The 20054-nt window shown below is 73.0% G+C and carries 17 protein-coding genes; 14 read left to right on the plus strand and 3 right to left on the minus strand.

What is annotated here, in order from left to right; all coding sequences use genetic code 11:
• Positions 1-83 precede the first annotated feature (83 nt).
• The 4 genes from argH to ACFY3J_RS12085 all read left to right on the plus strand — a co-directional run bounded on the left by argH (position 84) and on the right by ACFY3J_RS12085 (position 4720).
• Complete coding sequence (argH, locus tag ACFY3J_RS12070) at positions 84-1511, plus strand: argininosuccinate lyase (protein ID WP_384175447.1); 1428 nt, start codon at positions 84-86, stop codon at positions 1509-1511.
• A gap of 72 nt (positions 1512-1583) precedes the next feature.
• Entirely contained in the window at positions 1584-2555 is a 972-nt protein-coding gene (locus ACFY3J_RS12075; protein ID WP_390840815.1) for an aldo/keto reductase, read from the plus strand.
• A gap of 90 nt (positions 2556-2645) precedes the next feature.
• A complete protein-coding gene (locus tag ACFY3J_RS12080) occupies positions 2646-3212 on the plus strand; it encodes a TetR/AcrR family transcriptional regulator (protein WP_384175451.1) in 567 nt (188 codons plus the stop codon).
• Positions 3209-4720, plus strand: coding sequence for an MFS transporter (locus ACFY3J_RS12085; protein WP_384175453.1), 1512 nt, complete (start codon positions 3209-3211; stop codon positions 4718-4720). The genes ACFY3J_RS12080 and ACFY3J_RS12085 overlap by 4 nt, the downstream gene beginning before the upstream one ends.
• A gap of 115 nt (positions 4721-4835) precedes the next feature.
• On the opposite strand, the gene ACFY3J_RS12090 is transcribed toward ACFY3J_RS12085, so the two are convergent.
• Positions 4836-5507: a lysophospholipid acyltransferase family protein gene (locus ACFY3J_RS12090; protein WP_390840816.1), complete on the minus strand. Its 672-nt coding sequence runs from the start codon at positions 5505-5507 to the stop codon at positions 4836-4838.
• A 212-nt stretch (positions 5508-5719) separates the two neighbouring features.
• Between ACFY3J_RS12090 and ACFY3J_RS12095 the strand changes: the two genes are divergently transcribed.
• The 3 genes from ACFY3J_RS12095 to ACFY3J_RS12105 all read left to right on the plus strand — a co-directional run bounded on the left by ACFY3J_RS12095 (position 5720) and on the right by ACFY3J_RS12105 (position 8094).
• Positions 5720-5941: a hypothetical protein gene (locus tag ACFY3J_RS12095; protein ID WP_390840817.1), complete on the plus strand. Its 222-nt coding sequence runs from the start codon at positions 5720-5722 to the stop codon at positions 5939-5941.
• A 189-nt stretch (positions 5942-6130) separates the two neighbouring features.
• Positions 6131-7321, plus strand: a complete 1191-nt coding sequence (locus ACFY3J_RS12100) for a glycerophosphodiester phosphodiesterase (protein ID WP_384175458.1) — start codon at positions 6131-6133, stop codon at positions 7319-7321.
• Between the two features lie 275 nt (positions 7322-7596).
• Positions 7597-8094 carry a GNAT family N-acetyltransferase gene (locus ACFY3J_RS12105; protein WP_384175460.1) on the plus strand — a complete coding sequence of 166 codons (498 nt, stop codon included), beginning with the start codon at positions 7597-7599 and terminating at the stop codon, positions 8092-8094.
• 17 nt (positions 8095-8111) lie between these two features.
• On the opposite strand, the gene ACFY3J_RS12110 is transcribed toward ACFY3J_RS12105, so the two are convergent.
• Complete coding sequence (locus tag ACFY3J_RS12110) at positions 8112-8543, minus strand: hypothetical protein (RefSeq protein WP_141362661.1); 432 nt, start codon at positions 8541-8543, stop codon at positions 8112-8114.
• 1 nt (position 8544) lies between these two features.
• Positions 8545-8904: a hypothetical protein gene (locus tag ACFY3J_RS12115; RefSeq protein WP_361412782.1), complete on the minus strand. Its 360-nt coding sequence runs from the start codon at positions 8902-8904 to the stop codon at positions 8545-8547.
• A 609-nt stretch (positions 8905-9513) separates the two neighbouring features.
• Here ACFY3J_RS12115 and ACFY3J_RS12120 point away from each other — a divergent pair.
• The 7 genes from ACFY3J_RS12120 to cobA all read left to right on the plus strand — a co-directional run bounded on the left by ACFY3J_RS12120 (position 9514) and on the right by cobA (position 20046).
• Entirely contained in the window at positions 9514-10560 is a 1047-nt protein-coding gene (locus tag ACFY3J_RS12120; protein WP_384175463.1) for a methionine ABC transporter ATP-binding protein, read from the plus strand.
• Positions 10557-11294, plus strand: a complete 738-nt coding sequence (locus tag ACFY3J_RS12125; RefSeq protein WP_384175465.1) for a methionine ABC transporter permease — start codon at positions 10557-10559, stop codon at positions 11292-11294. Before ACFY3J_RS12120 ends, ACFY3J_RS12125 begins: the two co-directional genes overlap by 4 nt.
• A gap of 60 nt (positions 11295-11354) precedes the next feature.
• Complete coding sequence (locus tag ACFY3J_RS12130; protein ID WP_390840818.1) at positions 11355-12191, plus strand: MetQ/NlpA family ABC transporter substrate-binding protein; 837 nt, start codon at positions 11355-11357, stop codon at positions 12189-12191.
• A 175-nt stretch (positions 12192-12366) separates the two neighbouring features.
• Positions 12367-13005: a GNAT family N-acetyltransferase gene (locus ACFY3J_RS12135; RefSeq protein ID WP_384175469.1), complete on the plus strand. Its 639-nt coding sequence runs from the start codon at positions 12367-12369 to the stop codon at positions 13003-13005.
• Between the two features lie 130 nt (positions 13006-13135).
• The gene (gene cbiE, locus ACFY3J_RS12140; protein WP_390840819.1) at positions 13136-14344 is read left to right on the plus strand and encodes a precorrin-6y C5,15-methyltransferase (decarboxylating) subunit CbiE; all 1209 of its coding nucleotides are present in this window, start codon (positions 13136-13138) and stop codon (positions 14342-14344) included.
• A gap of 346 nt (positions 14345-14690) precedes the next feature.
• Positions 14691-18605, plus strand: coding sequence for a nicotinate-nucleotide--dimethylbenzimidazole phosphoribosyltransferase (gene cobT, locus ACFY3J_RS12145; RefSeq protein ID WP_390840820.1), 3915 nt, complete (start codon positions 14691-14693; stop codon positions 18603-18605).
• A gap of 208 nt (positions 18606-18813) precedes the next feature.
• Positions 18814-20046, plus strand: coding sequence for a uroporphyrinogen-III C-methyltransferase (gene cobA, locus ACFY3J_RS12150; RefSeq protein ID WP_384175476.1), 1233 nt, complete (start codon positions 18814-18816; stop codon positions 20044-20046).
• Positions 20047-20054 lie beyond the last annotated feature (8 nt).

The following is a 20054-nucleotide window of genomic DNA, read 5'->3' on the forward strand; positions in this document are numbered from 1 at the left end:
CGCACGCACTAGCCTGACAACCGCCTCCTCACTCACGGGTGGGGAGGCGGTCGCGCACATCGCCATCTCCGAGGAGCAACGCAGTGAGCAGCAACAGCGGTGACGTACGGCTCTGGGGCGGCCGTTTCGCCGACGGCCCCGCCGAGGCCCTGGCGAAGCTGTCCGCGTCCGTCCACTTCGACTGGCGCCTCGCGCCCTACGACATCGCCGGCTCCCGCGCCCACGCGCGCGTGCTGCACAAGGCCGGGCTGCTCACGGACGACGAACTGCGGCGCATGCTGGCCGGCCTAGACCAGCTGGAGGCGGACGTCGCCGACGGCTCCTTCACCGGCACCATCGCCGACGAGGACGTGCACACCGCCCTGGAGCGCGGGCTGCTGGAGCGCCTCGGCGCCGACCTCGGTGGCAAACTGCGCGCCGGCCGGTCCCGCAACGACCAGGTCGCCACCCTCTTCCGCATGTACCTGCGCGACCACGCCAGGATCATCGGCGGTCTGATCGCCGACCTCCAGGACGCGCTCATCGGCCTGGCCGAGGCCCACCCGGACGTGGCCATGCCCGGCCGCACCCACCTTCAGCACGCCCAGCCGGTCCTGTTCGCCCACCACGTCCTCGCGCACGTCCAGTCCCTGTCGCGGGACGCCGAGCGGCTGCGCCAGTGGGACGAGCGGACGGCCGTGTCACCGTACGGCTCCGGTGCCCTGGCCGGTTCCTCCCTCGGCCTGGACCCGGAGGCGGTGGCGCGGGACCTCGGCTTCGAGCGCGGCAGCGCCGGCAACTCCATCGACGGCACGGCCTCCCGGGACTTCGTCGCGGAGTTCGCCTTCGTCACCGCGATGATCGGTGTGAACCTCTCCCGGATCGCCGAGGAGATCATCATCTGGAACACGAAGGAGTTCTCCTTCGTGACCCTGCACGACGCCTTCTCCACCGGCTCGTCGATCATGCCGCAGAAGAAGAACCCGGACATCGCCGAGCTGGCGCGCGGCAAGTCCGGCCGGCTGATCGGCAACCTGACCGGGCTGCTCGCCACCCTCAAGGCGCTGCCGCTGGCGTACAACCGCGACCTCCAGGAGGACAAGGAACCCGTCTTCGACTCCTGCGACCAGCTGGAGGTCCTGCTGCCGGCCTTCACCGGCATGATGGCCACGCTCACCGTGCACCGCGAGCGCATGGAGGAGCTGGCCCCGGCCGGCTTCTCGCTGGCCACCGACATCGCCGAGTGGCTGGTCAAGCAGGGCGTGCCGTTCCGGGTGGCGCACGAGGTCGCCGGCGAGTGCGTGAAGGCCGCCGAGGCCGAGGGCAAGGAACTCGACGAGCTGACCGACGAGCAGTTCGCCAAGATCTCCGGCCATCTGACGCCCGAGGTGCGCACCGTCCTCAACGTCCCCGGCGCCCTCGCCTCCCGCAGCGGCCGCGGCGGCACCGCCCCGAGCGCGGTCGCCGTCCAGCTCGCCGAGGTCAAGGCGGACGTGGCGGCGCAGCACCAGTGGGCGGACGCCCGGAAGTAGTTCGCCGGCCTTCGGGGCCTCGCGGGCTAAGTTGGTCCACAGCCGTAAGGAAGCGACCGAACGGAGCCCGCGATGCCCTTCGCCCGACTGGCCTCGGCCACGACCCCCACGTGCCACATCGGCCTGGGACTCGCCGCCGTCGGGCGTCCGGGTTACATCAACCTCGGCCGCGACAAGGACCTCCCGGCCGACCGCACCGTGGACGCCCTGCGCGAGCGCACCCACGAACTCCTGGACGCCGCCTACGCCCAGGGCGTCCGCTACGTGGACGCCGCCCGCTCCTACGGCCGCGCCGAGGAGTTCCTCGCCGACTGGCTCAGGGCCCGCCCCGACGCCGACGACGTCGTCGTCGGCAGCAAGTGGGGCTACACCTACACCGCGAACTGGACCACCGACGCCGACCGGCACGAGGTCAAGGACCACAGCCTCGCCACCTACGAGCGGCAGCGCGCCGAGACCGCCGAACTGCTCGGCGACCGGCTCGATCTGTACCAGATCCACTCGCTGACCCCGGACAGCCCGGCGCTCACCGACAAGGAGCTGCACGCCAGGCTCGCCGAGGCCGCCGCGGGCGGCCTCACGATCGGCTTCTCCACCAGCGGACCCGCCCAGGCCGACACCGTCCGGGCCGCGCTCGGCGTGACGGCCGACGGCGCCCCCCTCTTCCGTACCGTCCAGTCGACGTACAACGCCCTGGAGACCTCCGCCGGTCCCGCCCTCGCCGAGGCGCACGACGCCGGACTGACGGTGATCGTCAAGGAGGGCATGGCCAACGGCCGGCTCGCCGAGCCGTACGCCCCCGAGGCGCTCAAGGCGGTCGCCCGGGAGACGGGCCTGGGCTGCGACGCGGTCGCCCTCGCCCTGATCCTGCGCAGGCCCTGGGCCGGTGTGGTCCTCTCCGGCGCCGCCACACCCGGCCAGCTCGCCTCCAACCTGCACGCACCTGCCGTCGACCTCGACGAGGACCAGCTCTCCCGCCTCGACGCGCTGGCCGAGGAACCTCGGGCCTACTGGGAGCGGCGCGGGCAGCTGCCCTGGCGCTGAGCGCCCACGGCACCCTCCTCCAGCATGAGCCAGTGAGACACGTACGCCTAATGTGAGACATCGGTGTCTCATTCGGGCTATCGTTGTCTCATGGCTGTCGATCGTGACCACGTGCTGCGCAGCGCAGCCACCCTGCTCACCCACAAGTCCACCGCCACCATGGACGAGGTCGCCAAGGCGGCCGGGATCAGCCGGGCCACGCTGCACCGCCACTTCGCCGGACGCGACTCGCTCGTCAGGGCGCTGGAGGCGCTCGGCATCGCCGAGTGCGAGGCCGCCCTCGACGCGGCCCGTCTGGAGGAGGGGCCGGCCGGAGACGCCGTACGGCGCCTGGTCCGCGAGATCGAACCGGCGGCCGGGCTGCTCTCCTTCCTCTACACGGAGAACCAGCTGTTCGAGGGCGAGGAGCAGAACGAGGGCTGGGCGCGGCTCGACGAGCGCATCTCCGAGGTCTTCCGGCGCGGCCAGCTCAGCGGCGAGATCCGTATCGACCTCACCCCCGCCTGGCTCACCGAGGCCCTTGTCGGCCTGATCGCCTCCGGCGCCTACGTCGTACTGAGCGGCAAGGTCGCCCCCAAGGACTTCCACCACATGATCACCGAGCTGGTGCTCGGCGGCGCACTGCGCACGGACACTTCACGGAACGAGGAATCATGACCAGCACCCTGCAGCCGGCTCGCGTGGCGGAGGTGGAGCAGCGTCCGGGCCGCTGGCTCGCGCTCTCCGTCCTCGTGCTCGCCGTGCTGCTGGTGGCCGTCGACGCGACCGTCCTCGGTCTCGCGACCCCCTTCATCAGTGAGGACCTCAGGCCCTCGGGCACCCAGCTGCTGTGGATCGGCGACGTCTACTCCTTCGTCATCGCCGGTCTGCTCGTCTCCATGGGCAGCCTCGGCGACCGCATCGGCCGCAAGCGCATCCTGCTCGGCGGAGCCACCGCGTTCGGCGCGGTCTCCGTGCTCAACGCCTACGCCGCCACGCCGGAACTGATGATCCTGGCGCGGGCGCTGCTCGGTGTCGCGGGCGCCACCCTGATGCCCGCCACGCTCGCCCTGATCCGCAACCTCTTCCACGACCCGCGCGAGCGCAGCCTCGCCGTCGGCATCTGGGGCGCCACCGCCTCCGGCGGCACGGCCGTCGGCCCGATCGTGGGCGGCCTGCTGCTCGAGCACTTCTGGTGGGGCTCGGTCTTCCTCATCAACCTGCCCGTGATGGCGGTCCTCGTCCTGGTCGGCATCAAGACCCTGCCCGAGTCCCGCAACCCCGACCCGGGCCCGTGGGACCTGGCGAGCGTCGTGCTGTCGCTGGTCGGCGTGATCGGCGTCGTCTACGCGGTCAAGGAGGCCGTGGCACGAGGGTTCACCTGGCCGGTCCTGGCCACGGGTCTGCTGGGCGCGGCGGCGCTGTACGGCTTCGTCCGCCGCCAGCTCACGCTGCCGAAGCCGCTGCTGGACATGCGGCTCTTCCGCAGCCGGGGGTTCTCCGGCGCCGTCCTCGCCGATCTGCTGACCGTGCTCGGCATGTCCGGTCTGGTGTTCTTCCTGTCCCAGTACCTGCAACTCGTGCAGGGCAGGCGACCGTTCGAGGCGGGTCTGTTCGAACTGCCCGCCGCCGTGGGCGCGGTGGCGGCCGGACTGCTCGCCGGACGGGCGGCAAGGCGCTTCTCGGTGCGGACCGTGGTCTCCGGCTCACTGGCCGCCATCGGTCTGGGGCTGGCCGCGCTGACGACGCTCAGCGGGACCACCGGCTACCCGCTGCTGGGCACGTCCCTGCTGGTGGTCGGCGTCGGTGCCGGCTTCTCCTTCACAGTGACCGCCGACGTGATCCTGTCCAGCGTGCCCAAGGAGCAGGCGGGCGCCGCCTCGGCGGTCTCCGAGACGGCGTACGAACTGGGCGCGGCCCTCGGCATCGCCCTGCTGGGCTCCATCGTCACCGGCGTCTACCGGGGCTTCACCGGCCCGGCGGGCACACCGTCCGCCGCCCGCGAGTCGCTGGGCGGCGCGGTCGAGGTGGCGGCGAGCCTGCCGGCGCGGACCTCCGAGGCCCTGCTGCACGCGGCCAGGGAGTCCTTCGTCCACGGCCTGCACCTGGCGTCGGGAGCGGGAGCGGCGGTACTGCTGGCAACGGCACTGGCGGCGTGGTTCCTGCTGAAGGGCCAGAAGCTCTGAACCCCGGGCAGGGTACGACGAGGGCGCGGGCGGTGCCGGGACGAGCCTGCGCGGCGCGGTGGCGACCGGCCACGGCGGACCCGCGGCCGTCGTGCCCCGCCCGACCGCCGGAGGCCTAGGCCGCCTTCGCCTTGGTCGCGTACATGTCGACGTACTCCTGCCCGGACAGCTGCATGACCTCCGCCATCACCGAGTCGGTCACGGCCCGCAGGACGTACCGGTCCCGGTCCATGCCCTCGTACCGGGAGAACTCCATCGGCTCGCCGAAGCGGACGGTGACGCGGCCCGGCCGGGGCAGACCCGACCCGCCCGGCTGGAGCTTGTCGGTGCCGATCATGGCGAACGGGACCACGGGCGCCCCGGTCATCAGGGTGAGCCGGGCGATGCCGGTGCGGCCGCGGTAGAGGCGGCCGTCGGGGGAGCGGGTGCCCTCCGGGTAGATGCCGAACATCCTGCCCTCCTCCAGCACCCGGCGGCCGGTCATCAGCGCGGCCACACCGCCCCGGCCGCCGTCACGGTCGACCGGGATCATGCCGACGCCGGTGAAGAACCAGGCCATCAGCCGGCCCTTGAAGCCCTTCCCGGTGACGTACTCGTCCTTGCCGATGAAGAAGACCTGACGGTCGCAGACCAGCGGCAGGATCATCGAGTCGATGAAGGTCAGGTGGTTGCCGGCCAGGATCACCGGGCCGTCGCCCGGAATCCGCTCCGCGCCCTCCACCCGTGGGCGGAACATCAGGCGCATGATCGGGCCGAGCACTCCCTTGATGAGCGCGAAGCGGGACAACGGGCCCTCCGGTGTCTGGAGATGTCGAGGGATTGTTCATGAGTCTGTGCAGGTGAGGACGATACTCGCGGCCCGGGGCCGAATGCACATCGGGCTCACCGCCTCTTACGCACTGTTGACATACGTTTACCTGCGACGGAGGTACGTTTCGCGCCGGTAACCCGAACGGAACGATGTGATGGAGGTCGCTCGCCGTCCGGGAGGGGAACGGGATGCCCATCGTGGTCGCCTTCGTCGTGCTGCTCATGGTGCTGGGCGCCGCCGTGGCGGTTCCGGTCCGCAGGGACCGGCGGCGGTCATCGGGCCACGACACAGCGAGGCCGGAGGCGGCGGTGCCCCGACCGCGCGACGCGCGCGGCGGCGCCCGCGCCGTACGCCACTTCGCCCCGTTCGGCGGATCGGCCGCGCCGCGGGGCCGCGACGACCGTCACTGAGTGCGCCTTCCCTGGCCGGCCCGGGTCATGCCGACGGGCTGTCACCCGTTCGGCGGGCGGCGCCCGTTGTGTCCCGTACGGCCTCCGGCGACACCCGGCGTCATGCCGGTGTTCGCCGCGCGGTCTCCCGCCCGTCATCGGTGCCCCCCTACGATCGGCGCGCGGACGACACGAGACCAGGAGGCGGTCATGGGTACGCGGGAGTCGGACGAGCAGGGACGCGGGACCGGACGCCGGGCCGTGCTCGGGGCCGCGGTGCTGGGCGCGGGCGGAGCGGTACTCGGACTGCCCGGCGCGGCCGGAGCCGCCCAGGGCGGCTCCGGCGGCCGGAAGGGCGGCGGGCTGAAGAGCCTGCCCGTGCCGACGATCGTCGGCCACCGGGGCGCCAGCGGCTACCGGCCCGAGCACACCTTCGGCTCCTACGACCTGGCCCTCGACCTCGGCGCCCATGTCGTCGAGGCCGGTGACCTGGTGCCGACGAAGGACGGTCACCTCGTGTGCCGGCACGAGCCGGAGATCGGTGGCACCACGGACGTCGCCGACCACCCCGAGTTCGCCGCCCGCAGGACCACCAAGACCCTGGACGGGGTGCCCACCACCGGCTGGTTCACCGAGGACTTCACCCTCGCCGAGCTGAAGACGCTGCGCGCGGTCGAACGCATCCCGGCCAACCGCCCCCACAACACCCTCTACAACGGCCGCTGGGAGATCCCCACCTTCGAAGAGGTCCTGAGGTGGCAGGACGAGCAGACCCGCAAGCGCGGCCGGCAGGTGTGGATCTACCCCGAGACCAAGCACCCGACGTACTTCCGCAAGCTGGGCCTCGGCCTGGAGGAGCGGGTCGCCGCGCTGCTGCGCAAGTACGGCAAGGACAAGAAGGACTCCCCGGTGATCCTCCAGTCCTTCGAGCCGAGCAGCATCCAGCGGCTGGACCGGCTCGTCGGCAATCCGCTCGTGGTGCTGCTGTCGGACGCCCGCAGCCGCCCCTGGGACTTCGCCGAGGCGGGCGATCCGCGCACGGTCGCCGACCTGATCACGCCCAAGGGCCTGAAGGAGATCGCCTCCTACGCGCAGGGCATCGGCCCGACCGTCGACCTGGTCATCCCCAAGGACGCCGACGGCAACCTCACCCGGCCGAGCACGCTGGTCCGGGACGCGCACGCCGCGGGTCTGATCCTGCACCCGTACACCGCCCGCAACGAGAACCCGTTCCTGCCGCCCGAGTTCCGCAAGGGCACCGCCGCCGACGCCTACGGTGACGTCTTCGCCGTGTTCCAGGCCTACTTCGCCACCGGCATCGACGGCATCTTCACCGACAACGCCGACACCGGACTGCTCGCCCGCGAGGACTTCCTGAGCGGCCGGCACGTCAACCGCTGAATTTCCCGGCCCCGTTCGGGGCGACCACGGCCGTCCCGGCAGCCCGCGCCGGGACGGCCGCGTCGTGTCGCGACCGGCCACCGCGGTCGCCGCCGGACCCCACCCACCGTGAGAGGGCGGGTGAGTTGGGTATCTCACAAGGCAGCACAGGCCCGGAACATGCCAGTTGTCCGGGATGTCCGCGACGATTGCGCGCACCGGAGGTTGCGGCCCGCGAAGCGCGGGGATAGGAGTGGGGGACGACCGGCGATCAAGTGAGCGGGAGGCGTGCGCACATGGGCATGAGCGTGACCATCTCTGCGGCGGCCGAACAGGACGCGGAGCAGATCTTCAGGTTGCAGTACCTGTGCTTCCAGAGTGAGGCCGCGCTGTACGGCAACTACCGCATCGACCCGCTCGTCGAGAGCCTCGACTCGATCCGTCACGAGCTGGCCGCGGACTGCGTCTTCGTGGCGCGGCTCGGCGACGAGGTGGTCGGTTCGGTGCGCGGCCGGGTGGCCGAGGACGGCGCGGCCCTCATCAGCAAGCTCTGCGTCCACCCGCGCCTCCAGGGGCACGGCATCGGCGCCCGGCTGCTGCGCGCGGCCGAGGCCGCGCTGGCCGCGGAGCGCGGCGCCACCAGGTTCCGGCTGCACACGGGTCACCGCAGCGAGGGCAACCTGCGTCTGTACCGGCGCGTGGGCTACCAGGTGGTCGGCACCTCCCAGGGCGCCGACGGAGTACCGATGATCACCCTGGAGAAGCCGGAGGGCAGCTACGCGGCGACCGCGTAGCGCGGCTGCGGACCGGCTCAGGCCGCTTGCGGCTGCTGCTTCCGCGCCTTGCGCAGCCAGTACAGGGCCGACAGCGGAAGCAGCACCGGGATGAAGACGTAGCCCCGGCCGTAGTCCGACCACACGGTCGCGTCCGGGAACGCGGACTTGTCGAGGAGCGTCCACGTGCCGACCGTCAGTACGCCCACCAGCTCGGCGACGCAGCACGCCAGCGCGGCCCTGCGCGCCTTCTCCCCGCCGCGCACCAGCGAGTACGTGATGAAGCCGTACACGACTCCGGCGACCGCGGACAGCGAGTAGGCGAGCGGCGCCCGGTCGAACTCGGTGGCGATCTGGTAGGCCGAGCGCGACACCGCGCCGACGACCATCACGCCGTACAGCCAGACCAGCAGCGTGCCCGGACCGCTGACGAGCCGTGCCCCGGCCGGCTTCTCCTCCACGGCGCTCATCTCACCTTCCCCAGATGTCATAGAGCCGCACCTCCAGGACGGCGAGGACCACTCCGCCCGCCGCGGCGGTCACCGAGCCCCAGCGCGTCCGCTCGGTCAGCGACATGAGCCCGGCCGCCGGGACGCACGCGAAGGCACCCAGCAGATACGCGACGAAGATCGTCGTCCCCTGCGCCGGCTTCTCGCCCCGCGCCAGCGCCACGACCCCGACCACCAGCTGGACCAGGGCGAGCAGCGACACCACCGCCATCCCGATGAAGTGCCAGTCCTTCGTGGGCTGGTCACGGTAGGCCGCCCAGCCGCACCAGGCGGCGAGCAGCAGCGCGGCGACGCCGGTCATCAGCGTCAGGGCATCAAGCATGCTGCGACCTTATTACGGGGCGAACGCCCCGCCGCGCCCGGCCCGGCCCCGCGGACCCGGTGCCCGCCGGTGCGGCTCCCCCGGTGCGGCGCCGTGGCGTTGGCCACAGTCCGGCGTTCCCCGCGCCCGCCCCCGGCTGTCCGGACGGACGCTCGCGGGCCTTGTCCGTACTGGTCACAGGCGCCAAACCCCCAGGTCCGCGCCCCATCGCCCAGGTGTCCACGTGCGTCCAGCATGTGGACAACGGTGGCCTCCCGTCCCCGTGGGTCTGGTTTACTGACCGCATGACCACGACGAGCGACCGCATCCCGGCGACCGAGGCGACTGTGCCGCCCGGTGCTCGTTGTATGTGTCCTGTACGTCGAATGTGCGCCTTCTAGAGGGCCCCTGCACCAGCTGAGCCTCGCGCCCCGAAGCGAGAGCCCGCTCATGTCCGCGCCCGCGTCCGGTCCGTCCGGGCGCACGCGGCCGAGCCACGCCCCCGCGCACACGTTTCTCCCGGTTTGAGCACCTCTGCGAGAGCCGTGCCGCGTTCTGGCGCTCCCCGACCATGAATGCCGTGCCCGGCGCCCACGACGCGCCGCGCACTCGACAGTGACGGAAACCCACGTGATCACCACATCGGGCCTCACCAAGGTCTACAGTTCGCGCGGCCGCGAGATCACCGCGCTCGACGGCGTCGACCTGCACGTCCGCGAAGGCGAGGTGTACGGCGTCATCGGCCAGTCCGGCGCCGGCAAGTCCTCGCTCATCCGCTGCGTCAACCTGCTGGAGCGGCCCACCGCCGGCACGGTCACCGTCGCCGGACAGGACCTCACCGCCCTGGCCGGCCGCGGCCACCGGGCGGGCAAGGACCTGCGGCGGGCGCGCAGCCGGATCGGCATGGTCTTCCAGCACTTCAACCTGCTGTCCTCGCGCACCGTCCAGGACAATGTCGAGCTGCCGCTGGAGATCCTCGGCACGTCCGGGAAGGAACGTTCCAGCAAGGCGCTCGAACTGCTCGACCTCGTCGGTCTCGCCGACAAGGCCCGGGCCTACCCCGCCCAGCTCTCCGGCGGCCAGAAGCAGCGCGTCGGCATCGCCCGCGCCCTCGCCGGCGACCCCAAGGTGCTGCTGTCCGACGAGGCCACCAGCGCCCTCGACCCGGAGACCACCCGCTCCGTCCTCCAGCTGCTGCGCGACCTGAACCGGCAGCTCGGCCTGACCGTCCTGCTCATCACGCACGAGATGGACGTCGTCAAGTCGGTCTGCGACTCGGCGGCGCTCATGGAGAACGGCCGCATCGTCGAGTCCGGCACGGTGAGCGAACTCCTCGCCACCCCGGGCTCCGAACTGGCCGCCGCGCTCTTCCCGGTCGGCGGGGAGGCCTCCGCCGACGACCGGACCGTCATCGACGTCACCTTCCACGGCGAGAGCGCCACCCAGCCCGTCATCTCGCAGCTGTCCCGCACCTACAACATCGACATCTCGATCCTCGGCGCGGCCATCGACACCATCGGCGGCCTCCAGGTCGGCCGGATGCGCATCGAACTGCCCGGCCGCTACGAGGACAACGTGGTGCCCATCGGCTTCCTGCGCGAGCAGGGCCTGCAGATCGACGTCGTCGACCACGCCCCGGCCGCCCGGCCGGAGCTGGTGAAGGAAGGTGCCGAGTGACCTGGTCCGAAACGCAGCCGCTGCTGTCCCAGGCCAGTTGGGACACCCTCTACATGGTCGGCTGGTCCACGCTCATCGCCGTCGTCGTCGGACTGCCCCTCGGCGTCCTGCTGGTCCTCACCGACCGGGGCGGGCTCCTCCAGAACGTCGTCGCCAACAAGGTGATCGGGCAGGTCGTGAACATCACCCGCTCGATGCCGTTCATCATCCTGATGGTGGCCCTGATGAGCTTCACCCGCTTCGTCACCGGCACGACGATCGGCCGCGAGGCCGCCATCGTGCCGCTGGCCATCGGCGCCATCCCCTTCTTCGCCCGGCTCGTCGAGACGTCCGTCCGCGAAGTGGACGGCGGGCTGGTCGAGGCCGTCCAGGCGATGGGCGGCAACACCTGGACCATCGTCCGCAAGGTCCTCGTCCCCGAGTCCCTGCCCTCGCTGATCGCCGGCACCACCACCACGATCGTCGCCCTCATCGGCTACTCCGCGATGGCCGGCACCGTCGGCGCCGGCGGCCTCGGCGACATCGCCATCCGCTACGGCTACCAGCGCTTCGACACCCGGCTCATGTGGATCACCGTGGCCATCCTCGCCGTGGTCATCTCTGCCATCCAGTTCGCCGGCGACCTCGCGGCCCGCTCCCTGCACCGCCGCTCCGGCCGCTCCGGCCCCGCACCGAAGCTGCGGCTGCTGAAGGCCGGTGAGCCCGCGGCCACCGGCGTCGGCAAGGCCGCCTGAAGACCTCCTCCCGAATCTCCCCGTACCCGGGGTCGCACCACCCAAGGAAAGGCACTTTTCGTGCGTAACACCACCAAGATCACCGCCGCCGTCCTCGCCGCCGGAGCCCTCACCCTCGGGCTCACCGCCTGCGGCTCGGAATCCGGCTCCGGCAAGGCCGACGCGAACGCCCCGCTGACGGTCGCCGCCACTCCCACCCCGCAGGGCGAGATCCTCGCCTACGTCAAGGACAACCTGGCGAAGAAGGCCGGCCTCAACCTGGAGGTCAAGGAGTTCACCGACTACGTGACCCCGAACACGGCCGTCCAGCAGGGCCAGGTCGACGCCAACTACTTCCAGCACAAGCCGTACCTCGACGACTTCAACAAGAAGAACGGCACCGACGTCGTGCCGGTCCCCGGCGGCACGGTGCACCTGGAGCCGCTGGGCGTGTACTCCAAGAGCGTCAAGAAGCTGGCCGACCTGAAGAAGGGCGCCACCGTCGCGCTGCCCAACGACACCACCAACGAGGCCCGCGCCCTGAAGCTGCTGGAGGCCAACGGCGTCATCAAGCTGAAGGCCGGCGCCGGATACGACGCGACCCCCAAGGACGTCACCTCCAACCCCAGGAACCTGCAGTTCAAGGAGCTGGAGGCGGCCCAGCTGCCGCGCTCCCTCGGTGACGTCGACGCCGCGGTGATCAACGGCAACTACGCGCTGGAGGCCAAGCTCAGCCCGGCCAAGGACGCCATCGCCGCCGAGGCCGCGAAGGACAACCCGTACGCCAACTTCCTCGCCGTGAAGAAGGGCAACGAGAACGACCCGCGGGTCAAGAAGCTCGCCCAGCTCCTCACCTCGCCCGAGGTGAAGAAGTTCATCGAGGACAAGTACGACGGCGCGGTCGTCGCGGCGTTCTGATCCGTCCGACCGACACCCGCACGACGCACGGGGTCCGCGCCCTCACAGGGTGGGGGCACCCCCACGCCGTTCAGGCAGTGGGGGAGGACCCCGTGGTGCGGTTCAGCGCTTGCATGCTGCATGCTGGGCAGTTCAGCAGGCCCTGAAGGTTCTTCCGAAGGTTACGGAGCGGCGCATGAACAGCACCTTCCCCAACATCTCCATCAGCACGGAGCGGTTGGTGCTGCGTCCCCTCGAGGAGGACGACGTGCCCGCCCTGGCCGAGATGATGAACGACGAACAGGTCGCGGCCTGGACCGACGTCCCCCAGCCCTTCACCGAGGACGGGGCCCGCGCCTGGATCACCGGGTACGCCCCCGCCGAACGCACCGCCGGCCGGGGCCTGGACCTCGCGGTCACCGAGTTCCTCACCCAGCGGCTGGTCGGCATCGTCCAGCTGACCAAGGCCGACTGGCACGTGCGGTCCGCCGAGCTGTCGTACATCGTCGCACCCTGGGCACGCGGCGAGGGATACGCCGCGGAGGCCGCGCTCGCCACCGCGCAATGGCTCTTCGGGGACCAGAAGTTCGAACGCATCGAGCTGCGCACGGCCGCCGACAACACCGCCTCCCAGCAGGTCGCCCAGAAGATCGGCTGCATCAGCGAGGGCGTGCTGCGCAACGCCTGCATAGCGCACGTCCGCACCGAGGACGGCACATGGACCGACATGCGCACCGACTTCATCGTGTGGAGCCTGCTGCCGGAGGACCTGGAGGGCGCGGGCGAGCAGCTCGCCGAGTCCGGCGGCTACACGTCCTTCTCGGAATGGAACTGAGGCGCCGGGACCCGCGGGCACACCCGCCCCGCCCCGCCGCGCGTCCGGCAGCTCCACCCGGTACGCTCGCGGAACACGCCCTCGGGCGTCCGTACCCCGACGACCTGCGCAATCCTGGAGACTGACGACGATGGCCGACCGGGTCACGGTGATCGGCTGGGACGGTTCGCCGCCGACCGACGCGGCGCGCGGTGCCCTGGGCGCCGCCACCCTCGTGGCAGGCGCGGCCCATCACCTGGCGCTGCCCGAGGTACCGCGCACCGCCGAACGCATCCGCCTCGGCAGTGTCGCCCTCGCCGCCCGCCGCATCGCCGCCCACCGCGGCACCGCGGTGGTCTTCGCCGACGGCGACCCGGGCTTCTTCGGGGTCGTACGGACCCTGCGCGCACCGGAGTTCGGCCTGGAGGTCGAGGTCGTCCCCGCCGTCTCGTCCGTGGCCGCCGCCTTCGCCCGCGCCGGAATGCCCTGGGACGACGCCCAAGTGGTCGTCGCACACAAGCGCACCCTGCGACGCGCGGTGAACGTGTGCCGCGCATACGCCAAGGTCGCCGTGCTCACCGCTCCCGGCGCCGGACCCGCCGAACTCGGCCTGCTCCTGGACGGAGTGCACCGCACGTTCGTCATCTGCGAGGAACTCGGCACCGAACGCGAGCAGGTCAGCGTCGTCACCTCCGACAAGGCCGCCGACCACACCTGGCGCGACCCCAACGTCGTCATCGTCATCGGCGGCCGGGGCGGCGGCGAGGGCGGCGGCTGGATCGCCGGGAACGACCCCGCCCACGGGCCGCGCGGCTGGACCCAGCCCGCCGAGGCCTACGGCGGCGGGCTCTGCGAGGGGGAGACCGATCTGCTCCGGGCCGCCCAACTCGCCCGCCTCGGACCGCGCGTCGGCGATCTGGTGTGGGACATCGGCTGCGGCAGCGGCGCCTTCGCCACCGAGGCCGCGCGCGGCGGCGCCGCCGTCATCGCCGTCGACCGGGACGCGCGGGCCTGCGCCCGCACCGAGTCGGCCGCGCAGCGCTTCGGCGTCCGCACGCAGGTGGTGCACGGCACCGCCCCGCACATTCTGGAGAACCTGCCCGAACCGGACGTCGTCCGGGTCGGCGGCGGGGGAGTTGCCGTGGTCTCCGCGGTCGCCGACCGCCGTCCGCAGCGGATCGTCGCCCATGCCGCGACCCGGGACGCGGCCGAACTCGTCGGCCGTGACCTCACCGAGCACGGATACCAAGTCGAGTGCGCCCTGCTCCAGTCCGTCGCACTCGACACGCGCGCCTGGACGGAGACCGAGCGCAGCGTCGTGTTCCTGCTCAGTGCCGTGCTGCCCGAGCGCGCCCCGTGATCGGGTTGTCGTACCGCGCGCGGTAGGCTGGCCGATCGTTGCACCGCACCGGGTGGTCCGGAAGTTCGTTCGTCAATGTCCGGAAAACCCACCCGATTCAGGGCGGGTGTGGTACGGCAGACCCGGAGAACGCGCAACGTGGCGCAGTCCACAGCGGGCCGTCGCGGATCACGCTGTCGCGGTGGCCGGACGACCGCGAGAATGCCACTCAATGGCTTTGTCGCCTTTTCCGGGCGGGTTGTTCGTGCCGCACGGCGCGGACGCTCGTTCTTCACTGGGGGCGGTCGGTGCGCCGTTCCGGGTGAGCTGGTCGTAGGAGCACTAAACCGATGGGCGAGGGGTACGCATGACCGACACCGGCCAGGTCCCGGGCGAGGGACTGCCGGAGAGCGCAGGCATGGTGGAGCAGCCGGGCGTCCCCGCGCACGGTGCGTACGCCTACCTCTCCGAGTCCCCCGCCGAGGACGAAGACCTGCTCCTTCCGGGCTCCCACGGAGCGTGGGGCAACGAGGTGGCCCCGCCCGCCCCGGAGCCGGTCCTCGAGGCCGTCCACGAGCCGGGCCCGCACGAGACGGCCGGCCGGGACACCGGCTCCGTCGACCTCGGCGGTGTGCGGCACCACGACCCGGCGGCCACGCCGCCGGCCGGGATCGCCGCGGCGGTGCCCCCGCGCCGGCCGCTGCACCTCGGTCCGCCGATCCCCGACGCCTCCGCGAGCCCGGTCCGCTCCCTGGCCGACCGCGGTCCCGCGGACGCGCCGGTCCGCCGGCCCGGACCGCCCGCGGCCGGCCCCGAGTACCTCGACGTTCCGCAGCCGCGCGAGATGGCCCCGCAGGGCGCCGCGCCCTGGGGCGCCCAGCCCACCGTGGCGGCCCCTCCGGTGCTCGCCGGGGCGGGGGCCGCGGAGACGGTCGTTCCGGTCCCGGAGCCGGTCGGCGTGGCCCAGGTGGCCGACGCGGCCCTGCCCGGCGCCGTCCCGTACGGCCCTGACACGAGCCACCCGCCGACGGACGGCCGGGGCCAGGCGCTCGGCCAGGTCCCGACCGGTGGTCGGACGCCGGAGGCGGGACCGGGGTCGGTAGGTGTCGGTGCTGCCCTGCCGGGGGCCGGGATTGAGCCCGGTGGTGCGGCTGAGGGTGCGTCATCCCAGCCCGGGGACGCTGTGGCCGGGGTTGTCCCGGGTACCGGTCCGGTGCTCGAGGCCGGGCCGCGGTTGGAGGGCGCCGGTGTCGCTCCCGGTGCGCCCGTGCCGGGGGCCGGAGTTGAGCCCGGTGGTGCGGCCGGGGCCGAGTCCCCGTCGGAGGGCGCTGCCGCCGGGGCTGCCCCGGACGCGGGTCAGGTTCCGGCCGGTGGCCGGGCGCCGGAGGCCGGGACCCAGCCGGAGGGCGCCGTCGCCGCGGACGCCGGCCAGGTGCCGGATGGTGGGCAGATGCCCGAGGCCGGCCCGCAGTTGGAGGGTGCCGACGTCGTTCCCGGTGCCCCTGTGCCCGCGGCGGGGGCCGCACCCGGCGGTGCCGCCGAGCCCGCGCACGCTCCGGACGCCGCGCAGGTGACGGATGGCGTGGACGTGACCCGGACCGCCGTTGCTTCCGACGGCGCGGCCGAGGCCGCGCAGGCGGATGTCCCCGCCGACGCCGTGGCCGCCGCCGAGACGACGCGGGCAACCGGAACCGGCCCCGGGGGACTGCGGGCCGTGCAGGTCGAGCCCGCGCCCGTCGCCGTCAACACCCCTGAGGCGGGCCAGAGCCCGGCAGGGGCCGCCCCGCAGACCGCCCGGGCCGAGGCCACGCAGGTTCCGGCAGCCGCTCACACCCCGGAGACCGGCGACTCCGCCGACGCCACCGTCGCGGCAGATGAGCCGACCGGGCCCGCGCGGCCGCGGGCCCAGGCCGCCGACGCCCCCGGGACCACGCCCGCCCCGGCGGCTCCCGCCGACGCCACCGCGACGCCCGTCGCCGTCGTGGAGCAGCCGGCTTCGCCGGAGGCGCTCGCAGCCGTGGAGCCCGGCCCGCAGGAGGCGGCCGGTGCCGCCGCCGTACCCGCAGCGGCTCACATCGCGGACCCCGCCGTCCAGGATCCGGACGCGCTCCAGCCCGCCGACGCCGCCGACCCCACGAGCGCCGAAACAGCCGGGACCCAGCCCGCCCAGCCGGACGCGGCGACGCCGCCCGCGGACCGGACCCCCGGCGAGCACGCCCACGGCGCACCCCTCCGCCCCGGCGTCCCCCTTCAGCCGCAGCCCGGCCAGACCCTCGGAGAGTTCGTGCCCGTCGAGGGCTCGGTGCCCACCACCCCGCACCTGGCCCCGACCCCGCCGCACCCCATCGTCGTCCCGGCGGACCAACTTGCCCCGGAGGAGCCCGCCGTCACGGTCCCCGCACCCCGCGACGGCGACGCCGCCGCGTCGAGCGAGGAGCCCGCGCCCGAGGCCGTCCAGCACGCGGACGACCTGGACACCCACGGCGCCGACCCGGAGGGGACCCCGGAGGAGAACGCGGCCGCGGAGGCGGAGGCGTCGCGGCCCACCGGCCCGGCCGCGCCCGGCTACGACGACGCCGAGCGCGAGGCCGTGCTCAAGGTGATGCGCGAGCGCCGCGACATCCGCAACGGCTTCCGCGGCGACCCCATCCCGCACGAGGTGCTGCTGCGCGTCCTGGAAGCCGCTCACACGGCACCGTCCGTGGGCCACTCGCAGCCCTGGGACTTCGTCGTCATCCGCTCCGCCGAAACCAGGCAGGCGATGCACGAGCTGGCCATGCGCCAGCGCGAGGCGTACGCCAAGTCGCTGCCCAAGGGCCGGGCGAAGCAGTTCAAGGAACTGAAGATCGAGGCCATCCTCGACACCCCGGTGAACATCGTCGTCACCGCCGACCCGACCCGCGGCGGCCGGCACACCCTGGGCCGCCACACCCAGCCGCAGATGGCGCCGTACTCCTCCGCGCTCGCGGTCGAGAACCTCTGGCTCGCGGCCCGCGCGGAAGGCCTCGGCGTCGGCTGGGTGAGCTTCTTCGACGAGCGCGAGATGGTCCGCGCCCTCGGCCTGCCCGAGCACCTGGAGATCGTCGCCTACCTGTGCGTGGGCTACGTCGACGAGTTCCCGGACGAGCCCGAGCTGATGCAGGCCGGCTGGTCCAAGCGCCGCCCGCTGTCCTGGGTGGTGCACGAGGAGACGTACGGCCGTCGCGCCCTGCCCGGCGAGGACCCGCACGACCTGCTCGCCGAGACCGTCGCGCAGATCCGCCCGCTGGACGCCAAGGCGCTCGGCGAGGCCTGGGAGCGGCAGAAGCGGATGACCAAGCCGGCCGGCGCGCTCGGCATGCTGGAGATCATCTCCGCCCAGCTGTGCGGCCTGTCCCGCCAGTGCCCGCCGCCGATCCCCGAGCCCGCGGCCGTCGCGGTCTTCGCCGGCGACCACGGAGTGCACGCCCAGGGCGTCACCCCCTGGCCGCAGGAGGTCACCGCCCAGATGGTGGCCAACTTCCTCGGCGGGGGAGCGGTCTGCAACGCCTTCGCCGGACAGGTGGGCGCCGAGGTCTGCGTCGTCGACGTGGGCGTCGCCGCCGACCTCCCGGCCACGCCGGGCCTGCTGCCCCGCAAGGTCCGCGCGGGCACCTCCGACATGACCACCGGTCCCGCGATGACCCGCGAGGAGGCCAAGCAGGCCATCGAGGTCGGCATCGAGACCGCCCGCGACCTGGTGGCGGCCGGGAACAAGGCGCTGCTCACCGGTGAGATGGGCATCGCCAACACCACCGCGTCCGCCGCCCTCATCTCCGTCTTCACGGGCGCCGATCCCGCAGAAGTCACCGGCCGGGGCACGGGCATCAACGACGAGACCCTGACCCGCAAGACCGATGTGGTCCGCCGCGCACTGGAACTGCACCAGCCGGACCCGGCCGACCCCATCGGCGTGCTCGCCGCGATCGGCGGCTTCGAGCACGCGGCCATCGTCGGTCTGCTGCTGGGCGGCGCCTCCCTGCGCACGCCGGTCATCCTGGACGGCGTCAGCGCCGGCGCCGCCGCCCTGGTCGCCCGCGCCATCGCCCCCGAGGTGCTGGCGGCCTGCATCGCCGGCCACCGCAGCGCCGAACCGGGCCACGTCGCCGCCCTCAACAAGCTCGGCCTGCGCCCTCTGGTCGACCTCGACCTGCGCCTCGGCGAGGGCACGGGCGCGCTGCTCGCCCTGCCGCTGGTGCAGAGCACGGCCCGGGCGATGCACGAGGTGGCCACGTTCGACTCGGCGGGAGTGACGGAGAAGTAGCCGCGCGGAATCCACGATTCCCCGGTCGCCGGCCGCGCTTGTGGACGGACCGGACCCATGGTCCGTCCACAACGTGCCGCGGTGGTGCCCATGGCCGGGACCCGGTCACGCCGCCCAGCCACCGGACGCCCAGGCCGCCGCATCCCCCGACCGCGTAAAATCCGCACGTCAGGGCTATCGCACCGCCGCCGCAAGAGGAGCTCGCCTCATGGCCGAACACCCCGCCTACCCCGTAGGCCTCCGCCTGACCGGCCGCCGTGTGGTCGTCCTCGGCGGGGGGCAGGTCGCCCAGCGCCGCCTCCCGGCGCTCGTCTCGGCGGGCGCGGACGTCGTCCTCGTGTCGCCCGAGGCCACCCCCTCCGTGGAGGCGATGGCGGACACGGGCGAGATCACCTGGAGGCGGCGGCCCTACGAGGACGGCGACCTCGCCGACGCCTGGTACGCCCTGATCGCCACCAGCGACCACGACGCCAACACGCGCGCCTCGGCCGAGGCGGAGCGTCTGCGCGTGTGGTGCGTCCGCTCCGACGACGCCGACGTCGCGACCGCCTGGACCCCGGCCACCGGCCACAGCGAGGGCGTCACGGTCGCCGTGCTCACCACCAGCGCGAGCGGCCGCGACCCCCGGCACACCGCGGCCATCCGCGACGCGGTCGTGGAGGGCCTGCGCGACGGCACGCTGGTCGCCCCGCACCACCGCACCCGCACCCCCGGCGTCGCCCTGGTCGGCGGCGGCCCCGGCGACCCGGACCTGATCACGGTCCGCGGGCGCCGGCTGCTCGCCGAGGCCGACGTCGTCATAGCCGACCGGCTCGGCCCGCGGGACCTGCTCGCCGAACTCCCGCCGCACGTCGAGGTGATCGACGCGGCGAAGATCCCCTACGGCCGCTTCATGGCCCAGGAGGCGATCAACAACGCCCTCATCGAGCACGCCAAGCAGGGCAAGTCGGTGGTCCGGCTCAAGGGCGGCGACCCGTACGTCTTCGGCCGGGGCATGGAGGAACTCCAGGCGCTCGCCGAGGCCGGCGTTCCCTGCACGGTCGTCCCCGGCATCTCCAGCTCGATCTCGGTCCCGGGCGCGGCCGGCATTCCGGTCACCCACCGGGGGGTCGCCCACGAGTTCACCGTGGTCAGCGGGCACGTGGCGCCCGACGACGAGCGTTCCCTGGTCGACTGGCCGTCCCTGGCCAGGCTCACCGGCACGCTCGTCGTCCTGATGGGCGTCGACAAGATCGGCAGGATCGCCGAGACGCTCATGGCCCACGGCAAGTCCCCCGACACCCCGGTCGCCCTGGTCCAGGAGGGTACGACGGCCGCCCAGCGCCGGGTGGACGCGACCCTCGCGACGGTCGCCGAGACCGTACGCGCGCAGGACGTGAGGCCGCCGGCCGTCATCGTCATCGGCGAGGTCGTCGCGGTGGGCCCGCGCACCGAAGAGTGACCCCCGCC

The sequence above is a fragment of the Streptomyces sp. NPDC001231 genome, from assembly GCF_042896885.1.
Classification (GTDB): domain Bacteria; phylum Actinomycetota; class Actinomycetes; order Streptomycetales; family Streptomycetaceae; genus Streptomyces.

What these genes read in the sequence shown, in the direction of transcription:
- ACFY3J_RS12080 (WP_384175451.1), top strand. Translation starts at nt 2,646, where the DNA reads ATGGCTGTCGATCGTGACCACGTGCTGCGCAGCGCAGCCACCCTGCTC.
- cbiE (WP_390840819.1), top strand. Translation starts at nt 13,136, where the DNA reads ATGGCCGACCGGGTCACGGTGATCGGCTGGGACGGTTCGCCGCCGACC.
- cobA (WP_384175476.1), top strand. Translation starts at nt 18,814, where the DNA reads ATGGCCGAACACCCCGCCTACCCCGTAGGCCTCCGCCTGACCGGCCGC.
- ACFY3J_RS12115 (WP_361412782.1), bottom strand. Translation starts at nt 8,904, where the DNA reads ATGCTTGATGCCCTGACGCTGATGACCGGCGTCGCCGCGCTGCTGCTC.
- ACFY3J_RS12075 (WP_390840815.1), top strand. Translation starts at nt 1,584, where the DNA reads ATGCCCTTCGCCCGACTGGCCTCGGCCACGACCCCCACGTGCCACATC.
- ACFY3J_RS12110 (WP_141362661.1), bottom strand. Translation starts at nt 8,543, where the DNA reads ATGAGCGCCGTGGAGGAGAAGCCGGCCGGGGCACGGCTCGTCAGCGGT.
- ACFY3J_RS12085 (WP_384175453.1), top strand. Translation starts at nt 3,209, where the DNA reads ATGACCAGCACCCTGCAGCCGGCTCGCGTGGCGGAGGTGGAGCAGCGT.
- ACFY3J_RS12095 (WP_390840817.1), top strand. Translation starts at nt 5,720, where the DNA reads ATGCCCATCGTGGTCGCCTTCGTCGTGCTGCTCATGGTGCTGGGCGCC.
- cobT (WP_390840820.1), top strand. Translation starts at nt 14,691, where the DNA reads ATGACCGACACCGGCCAGGTCCCGGGCGAGGGACTGCCGGAGAGCGCA.
- ACFY3J_RS12100 (WP_384175458.1), top strand. Translation starts at nt 6,131, where the DNA reads ATGGGTACGCGGGAGTCGGACGAGCAGGGACGCGGGACCGGACGCCGG.
- ACFY3J_RS12135 (WP_384175469.1), top strand. Translation starts at nt 12,367, where the DNA reads ATGAACAGCACCTTCCCCAACATCTCCATCAGCACGGAGCGGTTGGTG.
- ACFY3J_RS12105 (WP_384175460.1), top strand. Translation starts at nt 7,597, where the DNA reads ATGGGCATGAGCGTGACCATCTCTGCGGCGGCCGAACAGGACGCGGAG.